This window comes from Streptomyces sp. NPDC017943, from assembly GCF_044328425.1.
GTDB lineage: Bacteria > Actinomycetota > Actinomycetes > Streptomycetales > Streptomycetaceae > Streptomyces > Streptomyces djakartensis_A.
In genome coordinates, this window is sequence record NZ_JBIRHH010000002.1 from 843,413 (window position 1) to 858,471 (window position 15,059).

General features: G+C 73.7%; 14 protein-coding genes and 1 riboswitch. Of the genes, 3 read left to right on the plus strand and 11 right to left on the minus strand.

Features of this window, described 5'->3' with window-relative positions:
• Window positions 1-16: 16 nt before the first annotated feature.
• From ACH4C6_RS08770 to ACH4C6_RS08810, 9 genes are all read right to left on the minus strand, one after another.
• A complete protein-coding gene (locus ACH4C6_RS08770; protein WP_398107801.1) occupies window positions 17-934 on the minus strand; it encodes a LysR family transcriptional regulator in 918 nt (305 codons plus the stop codon).
• Between the two features lie 18 nt (window positions 935-952).
• Window positions 953-2,158, minus strand: a complete 1,206-nt coding sequence (locus tag ACH4C6_RS08775; protein WP_398107802.1) for a glycine C-acetyltransferase — start codon at window positions 2,156-2,158, stop codon at window positions 953-955.
• A 36-nt stretch (window positions 2,159-2,194) separates the two neighbouring features.
• Window positions 2,195-3,223: an L-threonine 3-dehydrogenase gene (tdh, locus tag ACH4C6_RS08780; RefSeq protein WP_398107803.1), complete on the minus strand. Its 1,029-nt coding sequence runs from the start codon at window positions 3,221-3,223 to the stop codon at window positions 2,195-2,197.
• A 178-nt stretch (window positions 3,224-3,401) separates the two neighbouring features.
• Complete coding sequence (locus ACH4C6_RS08785) at window positions 3,402-3,974, minus strand: GAF domain-containing protein (RefSeq protein WP_398107804.1); 573 nt, start codon at window positions 3,972-3,974, stop codon at window positions 3,402-3,404.
• A 60-nt stretch (window positions 3,975-4,034) separates the two neighbouring features.
• Complete coding sequence (locus ACH4C6_RS08790) at window positions 4,035-4,664, minus strand: GTP-binding protein (protein WP_398107805.1); 630 nt, start codon at window positions 4,662-4,664, stop codon at window positions 4,035-4,037.
• Window positions 4,642-5,013 (minus strand): DUF742 domain-containing protein, encoded by a 372-nt coding sequence (locus ACH4C6_RS08795; RefSeq protein ID WP_333935161.1) that lies wholly within the window; start codon window positions 5,011-5,013, stop codon window positions 4,642-4,644. The genes ACH4C6_RS08790 and ACH4C6_RS08795 overlap by 23 nt, the downstream gene beginning before the upstream one ends.
• A 2-nt stretch (window positions 5,014-5,015) precedes the next feature.
• Window positions 5,016-5,450 (minus strand): roadblock/LC7 domain-containing protein, encoded by a 435-nt coding sequence (locus ACH4C6_RS08800; RefSeq protein WP_086564018.1) that lies wholly within the window; start codon window positions 5,448-5,450, stop codon window positions 5,016-5,018.
• Window positions 5,451-5,530: 80 nt separating this feature from the next.
• Complete coding sequence (locus tag ACH4C6_RS08805; protein ID WP_398107806.1) at window positions 5,531-7,777, minus strand: sensor histidine kinase; 2,247 nt, start codon at window positions 7,775-7,777, stop codon at window positions 5,531-5,533.
• A 569-nt stretch (window positions 7,778-8,346) separates the two neighbouring features.
• Window positions 8,347-9,615, minus strand: a complete 1,269-nt coding sequence (locus ACH4C6_RS08810; protein WP_398107807.1) for an MBL fold metallo-hydrolase — start codon at window positions 9,613-9,615, stop codon at window positions 8,347-8,349.
• A gap of 128 nt (window positions 9,616-9,743) precedes the next feature.
• On the opposite strand from ACH4C6_RS08810, the gene ACH4C6_RS08815 reads away from it, so the two are divergent.
• The gene (locus ACH4C6_RS08815) at window positions 9,744-10,922 is read left to right on the plus strand and encodes a Glu/Leu/Phe/Val dehydrogenase dimerization domain-containing protein (protein ID WP_398107808.1); all 1,179 of its coding nucleotides are present in this window, start codon (window positions 9,744-9,746) and stop codon (window positions 10,920-10,922) included.
• A gap of 60 nt (window positions 10,923-10,982) precedes the next feature.
• Window positions 10,983-11,597 carry a TetR/AcrR family transcriptional regulator gene (locus ACH4C6_RS08820; protein WP_398107809.1) on the plus strand — a complete coding sequence of 205 codons (615 nt, stop codon included), beginning with the start codon at window positions 10,983-10,985 and terminating at the stop codon, window positions 11,595-11,597.
• A 25-nt stretch (window positions 11,598-11,622) separates the two neighbouring features.
• Here the strand turns inward: ACH4C6_RS08820 and ACH4C6_RS08825 are convergent, their stop codons facing one another.
• Both ACH4C6_RS08825 and ACH4C6_RS08830 read right to left on the minus strand, forming a co-directional pair.
• A complete protein-coding gene (locus ACH4C6_RS08825) occupies window positions 11,623-12,408 on the minus strand; it encodes an SGNH/GDSL hydrolase family protein (protein WP_398107942.1) in 786 nt (261 codons plus the stop codon).
• 242 nt (window positions 12,409-12,650) lie between these two features.
• Window positions 12,651-13,583, minus strand: a complete 933-nt coding sequence (locus ACH4C6_RS08830) for a peptidoglycan DD-metalloendopeptidase family protein (protein ID WP_398107810.1) — start codon at window positions 13,581-13,583, stop codon at window positions 12,651-12,653.
• Window positions 13,584-13,587: 4 nt separating this feature from the next.
• Window positions 13,588-13,749, minus strand: a riboswitch (cyclic di-AMP (ydaO/yuaA leader).
• Between the two features lie 495 nt (window positions 13,750-14,244).
• On the opposite strand from ACH4C6_RS08830, the gene ACH4C6_RS08835 reads away from it, so the two are divergent.
• On the plus strand, window positions 14,245-15,042 hold the full coding sequence (locus ACH4C6_RS08835; protein WP_398107811.1) for a tyrosine-protein phosphatase: 798 nt from the start codon (window positions 14,245-14,247) through the stop codon (window positions 15,040-15,042).
• The last annotated feature ends 17 nt before the right edge of the window (window positions 15,043-15,059 follow it).

Sequence of the window (15,059 nt, forward strand, 5' to 3'; positions counted from 1 at the left end):
CCGGGTTACGGAGTCCTCACACTGGCAGCGGCTGCGCCTGGGCCGCCGCGCTCAGCGCCTCCAGCACCGGGCGGATCAGCGGGTGCTCCTCGGCCCCACGGCGTACGGCGGCGAAGACCCGCCGGGTCGGGGCGGTGCCGTCGACGGGACGGACGACCACCCCGGTGAGGTCCATACCGCGCAGCGCCGAGCGCGGCACGAGCGCCACCCCCACGTCGGCCGAAGCGAGTGCGACAACCGCGCGGAAGTCGTCGGAGGAGTGCTCCATACGGGGCTGGAATCCGGCGTTCTCGCAGGCCAGGACCACCACGTCGTGACAGGGGTTGCCCGGGTAGGGGCCGATCCAGGGGTCCTTGCCCAGTTCGGCGAGCGGCACCTCCGCCGCCCCGGCCAGCCGGTGGCTGACGGGCACGACCGCGTCGAAGGGCTCCGCGTACAGCGGCACGTGCGCCAGGCGCGGATCGTCGGCGGGCGGGGCGCCCCGGTACTCGACGGCCACGGCCACGTCCACCTGCCGGTCCAGCACCATGGGCAGGCTGGCGTCGCCCTCCGCGTCCTGGACGCGGATGCGGATGCCCGGCGCCGACTCAGCGAGCCGGGCGACCGCGGGCGCCACCACCAGGGCGATGCCGGTGGCGAAGGCGGCGACGGTGACCGTCCCCGCCTCCCCCGAGCCGTAGGCGGCCAGCTCGGCCTCGGCCCGCTCCAGCTGGGCGAGGACCACGTTGGTGTGGCTGAGCAGGATCTCGCCGGCCGGGGTGAGCCGCACGCCCTTGGCGCCGCGCTCGACCAGCCGGTGGCCGGTCTCCTGCTCCAGCGCGGCCAGCTGCTGGGACACGGCCGAAGGGGTGAGGTACAGCGCGGCGGCAGCCGCCGTCACGGTGCGGTGGTCGGCCACCGCACGGAGGATGTGGAGCCGCCGCGCCTCGATCATGCGACCGATTCTCTCAGGTCACCGGCTGTTTTCGGCCTCCAGCTCCGCCCGGGCCGCCACGAAGGCGTCCACGGCGCGGTCCACGTCGTCCGTGGAGTGCGCCGCCGACAGCTGGACCCGGATCCGGGCCTGGCCTTGCGGCACGACCGGGTACGAGAAGCCGATCACGTACACCCCGCGCTCCAGCAGCAGTTCGGCCATGCGTCCGGCGACCGCCGCGTCGCCGATCATGACCGGCGCGATGGCGTGGTCACCGGGCAGGACGTCGAAGCCCTCCTCGGTCATCCGGCCGCGGAAGAGGGCCGTGTTCTCCGCCAGCCGCACGCGCAGGTCGTCCGCGGACTCCAGCAGGTCGAGCACCTTCAGGGAGGCGGCCGCGATCACCGGGGCGAGGGTGTTGGAGAACAGGTACGGCCGCGAGCGCTGGCGCAGCAGGGCGACGATCTCGGCGCGGGCGGCGACATAGCCCCCGGAGGCGCCGCCGAGGGCCTTGCCGAGGGTGCCGGTGATGATGTCGACGCGGTCCATGACGCCGTGCAGCTCGGGCGTGCCGCGGCCGCCGGGGCCGACGAAGCCGACCGCGTGGGAGTCGTCGACCATGACCATCGCGTCGTAGCGGTCGGCCAGGTCGCAGATCTCGCGCAGCGGGGCGACGTAGCCGTCCATGGAGAAGACGCCGTCGGTGACGATGAGGCGGCGGCGCGCGTCGGAGGCCTCCTTCAGGCGGGCCTCCAGTTCGGCCAGGTCGCGGTTGGCGTAGCGCAGGCGGCGGGCCTTGGACAGCCGGATGCCGTCGATGATCGACGCGTGGTTCAGCGCGTCGGAGATGACCGCGTCCTCCGGGCCGAGCAGCGTCTCGAAGACACCGCCGTTGGCGTCGAAGCAGGAGGAGTACAGGATCGTGTCCTCCTGGCCGAGGAACGCCGACAGCCTCGCCTCCAGCTCCTTGTGCACCTCCTGCGTGCCGCAGATGAAGCGGACGGAGGCCATGCCATAGCCCCAGCGGTCCAGGGCCTCGTGGGCGGCGGCGACGACCTCGGGGTGGTCGGCCAGGCCGAGGTAGTTGTTGGCGCAGAAGTTGAGGACCTCGCCGGGGCGGCCGCCCGCGGTGACGTTCACGGTGGCGGACTGCGGGGTGCCGATGACGCGCTCGGGCTTGTGCAGTCCGGCGGCCCGGATCTCGTCGAGGGTGGCGCGCAGGTCGTCGCGCACGGAGTCGAACATCGGGGAAGCTCCTAAGGTGCTCGCGGAGGGAGGGGGTTACGCGGTCCAGTCGAGGATGACCTTGCCGCCGCGGCCGCTCGCCGCGTCCTCGAACGCCGCTTCGTAGTCGCGGTGGCCGTAGCGGCCGGTGATGACGGGCGCGAGGTCCAGGCCGGCTTCGAGCAGGACGGACATGGCGTACCAGGTCTCGAACATCTCGCGGCCGTAGATGCCCTTGATGGTGATCATCGAGGTGACGACGCGGGCCCAGTCGACGGGGAACTCCTCGGCGGGCAGGCCGAGCATCGCGATCCGGCCGCCGTGCGTCATGTTGGCGATCATGTCGCGCATCGCCTCGGGGCGGCCGGACATCTCCAGGCCGATGTCGAAGCCCTCGCGCAGTCCGAGCGTGCGCTGCCCGTCGGCGATGGTGGCCCCGGAGACGTTCAGCGCGAGACTGACGCCGATCTTGCGGGCGAGTTCCAGCCGCTCCTCGCTGACGTCGGTGATCACGACGTTGCGCGCTCCCGCGTGCCGGGCCACGGCTGCGGCCATCAGGCCGATCGGGCCCGCGCCGGTGACCAGGACGTCCTCGCCGACGAGCGGGAAGGACAGCGCGGTGTGCACGGCGTTGCCGAAGGGGTCGAAGATGGCGGCCACGTCGAGGTCGACGGGCACCCGGTGCACCCAGACGTTCCCGGCGGGCAGGGCCACGTACTCGGCGAACGCGCCGTCCCGGCCGACCCCCAGTCCCACGGTGGCCCGGCACAGGTGACGGCGGCCCGCGAGGCAGTTGCGGCACTTGCCGCACACCAGGTGGCCCTCGCCGCTGACCCGGTCGCCGACGGAGACCTCGGTGACATCGCGGCCGGTCTCGACGACCTCGCCGACGAACTCGTGCCCGACCACGAGCGGGGTGCTGATGGCCTGCTGGGCCCAGCCGTCCCAGGCGCGGATGTGCAGGTCGGTGCCGCAGATGCCGGTGCGCAGCACCTTGATCAGGACGTCCCCGGGGCCGATGACCGGCTCGGGTACGTCCGCCAGCCACAGGCCGGGCTCCGCCTTCTGTTTGACCAGCGCCTTCACCGCTACGGCTCCAGGGGGTGAGTCCCGGCTCCGGGCATGCCGAAGGAACCCCTGGGCCGGGAGAGGAGTGGGATCGCACAGCAATCTGCCGTACGACGGCGCACCCGGTCCATCGAGGATTTCTTAAGCGCCGCCTCAGCTTTGCTTCACGCCCCGGCGGCGGCCGGTGCCGGCGGGCTCAGTGCGGCGGCAGACCCTCGCGGCGCTCCAGCTCGGCGGAGAGCAGCGCGGCGTGTTCCTTGATCGCCGTCAGGCCGGGTCTGCCCCACGGCCGCGGCTGGACGTCGGCGACGCTGACGGTGCCCAGCACCACCCCGGAGCCGTCCAGCAGCGGCGCCCCGAGGTAGGAGCGGATGCCGAACTCGTCGACCACCGGGTTGCCCGCGAAGCGCGGGTAGTCGCGGACGTCCTCCAGGGCCAGGGCCTTGCGGCGCGCCACCACATGGGGGCAGAAGCCGTGGTCGCGGGGCAGCACACGGCCCAGGCGCGGACCGGTGCCGTCGCTCCGCACGGCCGGCGGGACGGGCGGGACGGCCAGGCCCGCGTAGAACTGCCCCTGCTCGCCCGGGAAGTTGACCATCGCGTACGGCGCCCCGGTGACGTCGGCGAGGCGCTGGGCGAACGCGTCGAGGGCGGGTTCGGGGTGGTCCCCGAGGCCCATCCCGCGCAGTCGGCGAGCGCGGGCGGGGGCCTCTGTGTCCTCGGGGGTGAGCAGGAGACGACCGGCCGGGCGCGGCGGGTCGTAGGTCATGGGCGTGGTCCGGGGCTGTGGGCAGGCGTCATGGAGGCACTCCGTGGCGGTGTCGGTCGGTCACATGTGGGCGCTGTACCCCGTGGTGGGGGCGGGTGTGTGGGCGATGAGGTGGCGCACCAGGGTGAGCAGGGTCTGCACCCCGGAGCTGGAGATCCGGGCGTCGCAGCGGACGACCGGGATGTCCGCGGGCAGGTCGAGGGCGCCCCGGACCTCCTCGGGGTCGTAGCGGTGGGCGCCGTCGAACTCGTTGACGGCGACGATGAAGCCGAGCCCGCGCTGTTCGAAGAAGTCGACGGCGGCGAAGCACTCCTGGAGGCGGCGGGTGTCGGCGAGGATCACCGCGCCCAGCGCGCCCTCGCACAGCTCGTCCCACATGAACCAGAAGCGCTCCTGGCCCGGGGTGCCGAACAGGTACAGCACGTGCTCCGCGTCGAGTGTGATGCGGCCGAAGTCCATCGCCACGGTCGTCTCGAGCTTGTTCTCGATGCCGTCGAGGTTGTCGGTGGTGGCGCTGACGGTGGTGAGCAGCTCCTCGGTGCTGAGCGGCGCGATCTCGCTGACCGCGCCGACGAAGGTGGTCTTGCCCACGCCGAACCCGCCCGCCACCAGGATCTTCAGCGCGGTGGGGAAGGGATCGGCGCCGTGGCCGGGTCCGCCGGCGTAGTCAGAGCTGTCGTCGTAGTCCATCGAGCACTGCCTCCAGAAGAGCCCGGTCCGTCGGGTTGTGGTGGAACGCGGGGGGCTTGGTCGTCAACGCCCCGCAGTCGACGAGGTCGGCCAGCAGCACCTTGGTGACGGCCACCGGCAGTTTCAGGTGGGCGGCCACCTCGGCGACCGCGACGGGCACCCGGCACCGTTCCAGCGCCTGGGTGTGCTCGGGGCCGAGGTAGCCGAGGGGGGTCGCCCCGGTGGCCATCACCTGGGACACGAGGTCGAGCGCGACGGTGGGACGGGTCCGGCCGTTGCTGACCGTGAACGGGCGCACGAGGCGCCCGGCCGCGTCGTCGAGCCAGGGCCCGTCACCGGCCGCCGTCACGCTCAAGGCCTCATCGCCGGGGATTCGACGGACTGCTGCCGGGGCGCGGTCACCAGGTAGGGGCGGACGCTCTTGACCAGCATGGCCATCTCGTAGCCGAGCACGGCCGCGTCGGCCTCGCGGCCGGCGAGCACGGCGAGGCAGGTGCCGGACCCGGCGGTGGTCACGAACAGCAGGGTCGAGGCCAGTTCGACGACGACCTGGCGGACGTCGCCGCCGTCGCCGAAGCGGACCCCGGCGCTGCGGCCCAGCGAGTACAGGCCGGAGGCCAGGGCGGCCATGTGGTCGGCGCTGTCCGGGTCCAGGCCGTGCACGGACTTCACGAGCCCGTCGCAGGACAGCAGCACCGCGGCGCTCGTGTGCGGTACGCGCTGCACGAGCCCGCTCATCAGCCAGTCGAGGTCGGATACGTGGGCGGTCGGCGCGTCGCTCGCCATGGTGGATCGACTCCTTGGGGTGCGAAGGTCTGCGGGAGCGCTGGGGGTGGGGGCAGGGGTGGGGGTGGGAGGGGGGGTGGTCATCCGGCGGGGGCGCTCCCGTCCCGCCGGTCGGTGGTCGTGTGGTCGGGCCGCGGCCCAGGGGCCGGGGCGGCCGGGGACACCTCGGTGGTCAGCGGCTGGGACCGCACCGGCCGCAGAGGACTGAGTCCTCTCAGCGCGGAGTCCCCGGGTGCCGAGTCCCTGTGCGTCGCCGTCATGTGCGCGGGGTCCATGAGGGCCGGGGCTGTGTGCGGCGGGTGCACGGGGGCCGGGGCTGTGTGCGTAGGGTCCATGGAGGCCGAGGCTGTGTGCGCAGGGTCCATGGGGGGCCGGGCGCTGTGGGGCGGGGCCGGGTGCGCGGACTCCATGTGGGCCGGCACCGTGTCCCCCCACGCCATGTCCCCTGCCTCCAGGCTCTGTTGCGCCTCGGCGAGGCTGATGCCGCGCTGGAACGCGGCCATCAGGCCCGGGTCGTGCCCCACGAGGAACTCGGGGTCCTGCCGCGGCGCGGGACCGTCGCGCAACTGCGGTGCGATGTGCTCCTGGGCGCGGCGGCGGGGCAGTTGGGGCTTGCCCATGGTGCCGCGTACGGCGCCGTTGCGGGGGACGGGGGGTGCGGAGCCGTGCGCGGCCAGCACGGACCGGGCATCCGGACTGATACCGGGTGCTGCCTCGGCCGGGGTGGGCCGCTCACGGCGGGCGCCGCGTACCGGCAGGGGTGCGGGGGCGCCCGCGGGCGGACGGGCCGGCTGACCGCCCCTGTCGGGGGCGGCGTCGGCACCGCCACCGGCACCCGTCGGGGCCGGAACGGATGCCGCGGAGCGGCCGTTCGCCGCGTGCCTCTCCCCCTGCCCGCTCTCCCCGCCCGGCCCGCTCCCACCGACCTGTCGGTACTGCCCGGCCTGATTGGCCTGCCCGGCGTGATCGGCATGATCTGACTGCCCGGACTGCCCGGACTGCCCGGTCCGCGGCAGCTGCGGGAGCGGGGAGGGCTGCCCGCCCGTCGCCACCGCACCCGTCACGACCCCACCCTGCGGCTCCGCACCCGCACCGGCCTCCGGCGCCCCGGCCTCCACCCCGAGCAGCGCCTGCGGCACCACGAGCACGGCCTGGACGCCGCCGTAGATGTTGGACTGGAGGCGGACGGTGATGCCGTGCCGCCGGGCGAGTTGCGAGACGACGAACAGGCCGATGCGGCCGTCCGCGAGGAGCCGTGCGACGTTCACCTGGTCCGGGTCGGCGAGCAGCGCGTTCATCCGCGTCTGCTCCTCGACGGGCATGCCGAGGCCGCGGTCCTCGACCTCGACGGCGAGCCCGGACGTGACCAGGTTGGCGCGCAGCAGGACCTGGGTGTGCGGGGCGGAGAACACCGTGGCGTTCTCGACGAGTTCGGCCAGCAGGTGGATGACGTCGGCGACGGCGTGCCCGTGCAGCTGCCCGTCGATCGGCGGGACGAGTTTGACCCGGGAGTACTGCTCGACCTCGGCGATGGCCGACCGCAGCACCTCGGTCATGTCGACGGGGTTGCTCCACTGCCGCCGGGAGACGGCCCCGCCGAGCACCGCGAGGTTCTCGGCGTGACGGCGGATGCGGGTGGCGAGGTGGTCGACGTGGAAGAGCCCCTTGAGCAGGTCGGGGTCCTCCATCTCGTTCTCCAGCTCGTCGAGGAGGGAGATCTCGCGGTGGACCAGCGACTGCAGCCGCCGGGCGAGGTTCACGAACACCTCGAGCTTCTGCTCGCTGCCCGCCTGGCTGGAGAGCTGGGAGGCTTGGACGACGGCAGTGACCGCACTGTCGTGAGCCCGGGTCAGATCGGCGCTGAGCAGGTCGAGGTCGTCGGCGTCCGTGCCGGGGCCGCCGCTGTGGTCCCGCGCCCCGGCCTGCGGCGGTCCGTCGCCGCGGCGCAGCGCCTCCACCAGGGCCCGCAGGTCGGCCTCGCGCCGTGCCGTGGCGCGGCGCAGGACGCCGACGCGGTCGTGCACGGACCGGGCGGCGCGGCCGGCGGCCACCGCGGCCACGACGAGGGCGACGAGGGTCACCGACAGCGCGCCGGCGAGCACGGCCCACAAGGTGAGCCCGGGGCGTGCGCCGGTGGAGCGGACGGTGAAGAGGACGGCCGCGCAGCCGCTGAGGGCGACGGCGACCGGCGGCAGCACGGCGATGCGCAGCAACTGGGACCGTATGTGGGTCTCGGGCAGCGCGGGTGCGGGGCGGGAGGCGGGCCGCCCGTGCCGCCCGCCCTCACGGCGGTCTGCGCGTACGGCCGGTGGCCGGAGGTGTGACATCGGTGTCCTCGTGCTGGTCCGTCGGGCGTCGGGGCCAGGGGCGCTCGCGGTGGTGCGCCGGGGTTCGCGTGGCCGCTGGCGCGCCGGGGCGCCCGGGGTGATGCGCCCGGCTTCGCGTGGTCGCTGCCGTGCGCCGCGGGTGTCGGCAGCCTCGCTCCGCGGCCGCCCGGCCGCGTTCCGGTCCGGGTTGGCGTGGCGTCCCGGGCCGGGGCCCGCGGCGGCGCCGGCGTCGGTGGTGCGCGGGCAGCGGGGGTCCCCGCCGCGTCGACTCCCTCGTCCGCCTTGCGCCTGCACGTGCCGGCCCCCGCTCCTTGGTCCGTCCGTTTCCCGACGGCCACTGACAGTAGTCGTCAGCGCATCATGTGCGGTGGGCAGTTGACAAACTCATACGGAGAGCGTCCCGCTCTGGTATGAGGGCTCGTACGACAGACCGATAACCCCCTCAGGATTTCGTTCAGGAACGGCAACAGCACGATCCGACCTGCTCAGGGACGGTCACACGAAGACGGCGAGGGACGGGGAGCCATCCGCTCCCCGGCCCTCGCCGTCCATCGTTCGTGCGCCCCTGCTCAGCCCGCCGGGAGCGACTCGGCGCCCTCGGTGCCCGTACCGGCCTTCCGGTCACCGTCACTCACGGTATCGGCCTGGGCCACGGCTGCCCGGTCGGACACCGTCTTGATCGTGCTGTCGGTGACGGCCTCGACGGCCGCCGGCCGGCGGCCCGACGGGGCGAGCGCCACCCCGCGCCACCACGGCTCCGAGGGGACGGACTCGGCCGTCGGCTCGAACGGCTCGCCCGGGTGGGGCAGGGCGATCCGGGCCCCCACGGCGCGGGCGGCCCGCAGCGTCCCTTCGCCCGGCTCCGCCCACGGATGCGTGGCCAGGTTGAAGGTCGCCCAGTGGATCGGCAGCATCAGGCCGTGGTCCGGCCCGCCCTGGAGGTCCAGGTGGGCGCGCATGCCCTCCTCCGGGGTCATGTGGATGTCCGGCCAGAAGTCGGAGTAGGCGCCGATCTGGATCATGGTGGCGTCGAACGGGCCGTGCGCGGAACCGATCTCCTTGAAGCCGTCGAAGTAGCCGGTGTCCCCGCTGTGGTAGATCCGGTGCTCCTCGCCCTGGACGACCCAGGAGGCCCACAGGGTGTGCTGGGTGTTGCGCAGGCCGCGGCCGCAGAAGTGCCGGGCGGGGGTGGCGGTGAGGGTGAGACCGCCGACCTCGGTCGACTCGTGCCAGTCCAGCTCGCGCAGCCGGCCGGGCGCCACGCCCCAGCGCTCCAGGTGGGCGCCGACCCCGAGCGGGACCGCGAAGAGCGTGTCCGTGCCGGCCAGCGCCTTGATGGTGGGCATGTCGAGGTGGTCGTAGTGGTCGTGCGAGATGACCACCACGTCGACGGGTCCGAGCGCGGCGAGCGGCAGCGGGACGGGATGCAGCCGCTTGGGGCCGGCGAAGGGGAACGGCGAGCAGCGCTCGCCCCACACCGGGTCGAACAGGACCCGCCGGCCGTCGATCTCCGCGAGGACGCTGGAGTGCCCCGTCCAGGTCAGCCGCAGGCCGGTGGCCGAGGGCCGGGCGATGTCCGCGAGCGTGGTGGAGTGCACCGGCACGGCGCCCTGCGGGGTGCGCCGCGGGCGGGTCTCCTTGTCGAAGAAGACCTTCGCGAAGTCCAGGGTGGAGCCCGAGGGCCGGGTCCGCGCGGGGCCGCCGGGGTTCTGGAAGACCCCGTCCGCGAAGTGGGGCGATCGGCGGATGCGCGCCATGCGCTCACCGCTCGGGTCCGCGCCGAACGCCCCGGGGCGCAGCGCGCGGAGCCCGGAGCTCAGGGTACGGAAACCGGCCACGGTACCTCCAGGTGGAGTCGGTCAGGCTTTCCATTATGGTCGGCCCCTCCGGCCCCACCCGTGCACCGGCGCCCCGCGAGGGGGGATACTGACCGGCGATTCAGTAGCCCGGTGGCGAAGGAGCCCATATGGCCAGTCCCTGGATGTCCCTCACCTGGACCGATCACCTCACCGGCCGGCAGGGCTTCCTGGTCGTCGACCGGCTGGTGCGCGGTGTCGCCAGCGGCGGCCTGCGGATGCGGCCCGGCTGCACCCTGGACGAGGTGACGGGTCTGGCCCGCGGCATGACGCTGAAGGAGGCCCTGCACTACGACCCCGCGGGCCGCTACGTCCCGCTCGGCGGCGCCAAGGGCGGCATCGACTGCGACCCGCGGGACCCGGAGGCGTACCCGCTCCTGGTGCGGTACCTGCGGGCGATGCGCCCGTACATCGAGAGCTTCTGGACGACGGGCGAGGACCTCGGACTCGGTCAGGACGTGGTGGACCGGGCCGCCGCCGAGGCGGGTCTCGTCTCCTCGATCCAGGCGGTGTACCCGCTGCTGGAGGACGAGGCGGCGGCGCGGCGCCGGTTGGCGGACGCCTTCGCCCTCGAGGTGGACGGCATCGGCCTCGACGAGCTGGTCGGCGGCTGCGGGGTGGCCGAGGCGGCGCTGACCGCGCTGGACCGGGCCGCGGTGCCCTACGCGGGGACCCGGGTGGCGTTGCAGGGGCTGGGCACCATGGGCGGGGCCACGGCCCGGTTCCTCTCCCGCGCGGGTCTGCCGGTCGTGGCCGTCGCCGACCTGAAGGGCACGATCGCCAACCCGGCGGGGCTGGACGTCGAGGCCCTGCTCGCCGCCCGTGACGCCCACGGCACGGTCGACCGTTCGGTGTTGCGCCCCGGCGACCTCGAACTGCCCGGCGGCGCCTGGCTGTCGGCCGACGCGGAGGTGCTCGTGCCGGCGGCCGTGTCGTACGCGATCGACGCGGAGAACCAGGCCCGGATCACCGCCCGCTGGGTCGTGGAGGCGGCCAACATGCCCGTCACGGCGGAGGCGGAGCCCCTGCTGGCCGCGCGGGGCGTGACGGTGCTGCCGGACGTCGTGGTCAACTCCGGGACGAACGCCTGGTGGTGGTGGACCCTCTTCGGGGACGTCGGCCCCGACGCCGAGGAGGCGTTCGCGCACATCCGCCGTGCGATGCGCGACCTGGTGGAGCGGACGCTGACCCGCGCGCAGGCCGGCGGGACCACGCCCCGGTCCGCCGCGCACGCGCTCGCGGCGGACCGGCTGCCGGAGCTGGCGCACCGGTTCGGCTGGCACCGCTGACGTGCGGGACCGGCCGGATCCGTACGCCGGGGGCCGTGCCCGCGTGGATAGGGTGACGGTGTGACGAGAGTCCGGTTGAGTGTCGCGGAGCGGCGCGGGGAGCTGTTGCGGGCCGCCATCGAGCAGATCGAGGCGCGGGGCGTGGCGGCGGTCAGGATCGCCGACGTGGCCTCGGCGCTCGGGGTGAGCAACGCGCTGGTGCTCTACCACTTCTCCTCGAAGGAGCAGTTGGTCGCCGCCGCGTTCCGGCACGCCGCCGAGGCCGACCTCGCGCACCTGCGCAGGCTGCTCGGCCGCCGGTCACCGGCGCTGCGCCGGCTGCGGTCGGCCGTGCGGTGGTACGCGCCGACCGGCCAGGCCAAGGGCTGGCGCCTGTGGATCGAGGGCTGGGCGGCCGCGTTGCGCGAGCCGGCGCTGCGGGAGGTCACCGAGGATCTCGACCGGCGGTGGAAGGCCGCCCTGGCCGAGGTCATCGCGGAGGGCGTGGCGGCCGGCGAGTTCCCCTGCCCCGATCCCCCGGGGGCCGCCTTCCGCCTCACCGCCCTCCTCGACGGCCTCGCCGTCCAGCTGACGTCCTACCCCGGGTCGGTCCCCCGGGCCCGCGCCCAGCAGTGGGCGGACGAGGCCCTGGCCCGGGAACTGGGCCTGGAACCGGCCGCGTCGCCCGCCGGGTAGCGGTCCGGCCCGCCCGGCGCGGGTCTCACGCCACGGGCGCGATCCGCATCCGGATGTCGTCCGGGGACAGGGCCCCCTTGGCCGTCACGTGGTCGCCGGAGGACTGCCCGCGCAGCCGGCGCCCGATCCACGGCACCAGGAACTCGCGCGCCCACTGGACGTTGTCGCGCCGCATGTCGAACGCCCCGCGCGGCGGCAGCGGCGGCCAGACCTGCTCGGGGTCGGCGGGCACGTCGAGGCCCATCACCTGGCCCGCGCGGAGCGCCACCCGTGTGTGCCCCTCGGGAGACAGGTGCAGCCGGTCGGCGTCCCAGGCCCGGCGGTCCTGGACACTGCGCAGGGACCACAGGTCGAGCACCGGGCAGCCGTACCGGTCGGCGATGGCCCGGACGTGTCCGTTGTAGGTGGCGATCTTGCCGCGCAGGTGCTTGAGCACGGGCACGCCCCGGGTGTCGAACCCGGTCGTCACCATCACCGTGCCGGCCGCGGCGGTGAGCCGCAGCAGCGCCCGCTCGAAGCGCTCGGCCACCTCGTCGGGGTCGGTGCCGGGCCGGATGATGTCGTTGCCCCCGGCGCAGAACGAGACGAGGTCCGGGGCCAGTTCGACGGCCCGCGGCACCTGGTCCGCCACGATCTGGTCGAGGAGCTTGCCGCGCACGGCGAGGTTCGCGTACCGGAAGTCGCCCTCGGGCCTCAGGTCGGCGAGCAGGACGGCGAACCGGTCGGCCCAGCCGACGAACGCCCCGTCGGGGCCGGGGTCGCCGACGCCCTCGGTGAAGCTGTCCCCCAGCGCCACGTACGACCCGATCACTGCTTTGCTGTCACTCTTCGAATCGTCTGCCACAGCCGTTCATGATTCACCCTCGAATGTGACCTACGCGACCGTAGGCAGGGCTTGACGGGCGGTGAGAAAGGCCACTCCCCAAGGGTTGGTCAACTCCGGAATACGCATGTCCACGGGGGCGTTGGGGGTGCTCGCCACACGCCGAAGGCCGGACCCGGTCGTTCGGGTCCGGCCTTCGGCGGCGTGTCAGGCAGGTGGGGTGCGGTCGGTCAGCCGACGGAGACGCCGTGCGAGCGCAGGTAGGCGACCGGGTCCACGTCCGAGCCGTAGTCGGGCGTGGTGCGGATCTCGAAGTGCAGGTGCGGTCCGGTGACGTTGCCGGTCGCGCCCGACAGGCCGATCTGCTGCCCGGCGGTCACGGTCTGGCCGGCCGAGACGGACAGCTGCGACAGGTGGGCGTACTGGGCGTAGTTGCCGTCGCTGAGCTTGATGACGACCTGGTTGCCGTACGCGCCGCCCCAGCCGGCGGAGACGACCGTGCCCGCGCCGACGGCCTTGAGGGAGGTGCCGGTCGGGACGACGAAGTCGACACCGGTGTGGTAGCCGCTGGACCACATGCTGCCGGACATGCGGTAGGGGGTGCCGACGGACGCGCCGTCCACCGGCAGCGAGAAGCCACTGGCATTGCCCTGGGCGGCGGGCGCGGCGGCGGCCGGCTTCGCGGCGGTGCCGGCCTTGGCGGAGGTGTCCGCGGAGGACTCGGCGGCGGACTTCTTCGCGGGCTTCTCCGCCGAGGCCTTGGGGGCGGGCTTCGCCGGGGCCTGGCTCGCGGCGGCCTTCTTGCCGAGGGAGAGCTTCAGGCCCGGGTGGATCAGCGACGGGTCGTCGCCGACGGCGTCGCGGTTGTCCGCGTACAGCTTCTTCCAGCCACCGCTGACGTGCTGGTCGGCGGCGATCCTCGCGAGGTAGTCGCCGGCCTTCACGGTGTACGTGCGGGCACCGGCGGTCTTCTCGGCGGCCTTCTTCTCCGGGGCCGGAGCGGACTGGACCGCCTTGTCCGGAGCCGTCTGCGGGGTGGCGGCGTGGGCGCCGGCGGCTCCCATCAGCGGGAGCGCGAGAGCGGCGCCGCCGGTGCCGGCGACGGCGATGGAGCGGGTGAAACGCTGGGTCTTGGGACGGCGGTGCTTACCCTTCGCGGGCATGGCGAATTCCTCTCCGTCGCCTGCGAGGTGAGCTGTCGGGTGCGGGCTGGAGATGCCCGGCCGCGCCGTGGCGCGACTGAACCCCAAGCCGTTCCGGGAACCGGAACAGGCGTCGTACCTGTGGGTCCCCCGCTCCTGCCGTACGTCGGGTCAGTGGGTGCGGGCACCGGGCGGCGGCAGGATTAGGCGTCCGTCCGGATCGGTGTGGAACGTAAGCGACCGGGACGCGAAGGGACAAGCCTGTGGTTGCGCGTGACGGTGTTTTCCCTGAGGCACCGGTGTTCTCCGCCGTCACCGAGCGTGGATCCACGATCTTCCGCTTTTCCCAATGTCCCGGATAATTGCCCGAATTACGTGCACATGGCGACAACACATCGTCACGGATATGACGATGGTCACGCCCCCTCTCCCCATCTCGGCGCCGACCAGGGCACGTTGTGGCGAAGCGGCCGAAGCGCCTCATTCGGACCAAACTGCCACTTCCGCTCAACATGGACGACGATCCCGGCACCCGGACGGCCACCGCCCCGTCGCCCGCCCCTCGGGTGCCGGGACGCCGGTGACGGCTGTGGACACCTGATTGCCCCAGGCAGGCATGTCGTATCGTCGGGTGGTGCCCGCCGGCGAGCCGCGGCGGCGGCACCGATGGGGAGGAGCCCTCGTGACACAGCAGGTCCCGTCGACGGAGCCCGAGCTGACCGGAGTGCGCAATTTCCGCGACGTCGGCGGACTGCCGACGGTGGACGGACGGCGGGTGCGCCCGGGCGTGCTGTTCCGCAGCGGCCACCTCGCGCACGCGACCGGGGAGGACGCCGCCTTCCTGGCCGGACTGGGCCTGCACACGATCTTCGACTTCCGCAACGCGGCCGACCAGAAGCTGGAGGGGCCGGACGTCACGCTGCCGGGCGTGCGCAACGTGAACCTGCCCCTGAGCGACCCGGCCGACGGCGCCGAGTTCTGGACGATGGTCCGCGACGGCGACCTGGACCAGTTGCGCGCGATCCTGGCCGACGGCAAGGGCGCGGCCCGGATGATCGCCTCGTACCGCTCGATCGTCAAGGACCGCACCGGCGAGCACTCCCGGGTCCTGCACGCCCTGGCGCAGGACAGCGTCCCGGCGCTGATGCACTGCGCGGCCGGCAAGGACCGCGCGGGGCTGTCGGTGGCGGTGACGCTGCTGGCGGTGGGCGTCGAGCGGGAGGCGATCGTCGACGACTACCTGAAGTCGAACGCCAAGCACCGCCGCTACAAGGTCCACCGCAGCAGCTCGCACGCCTCGGCCTACTCCCCCGAGGTCATGGAACTGCTCAGCCCCCTGTTCGACGCGCGCGCCGAGTACCTGACGGCCGCCTTCGACACGATCGAGGAGACCTGGGGCGGGGTCGACGCCTATCTGGAGCAGGGGCTGGGGCTCGCTCCCGAGACCCGGGAGCGGCTGCGCGAGCGGCTGCTGGACTGAGGACCTCCCGGACCCCG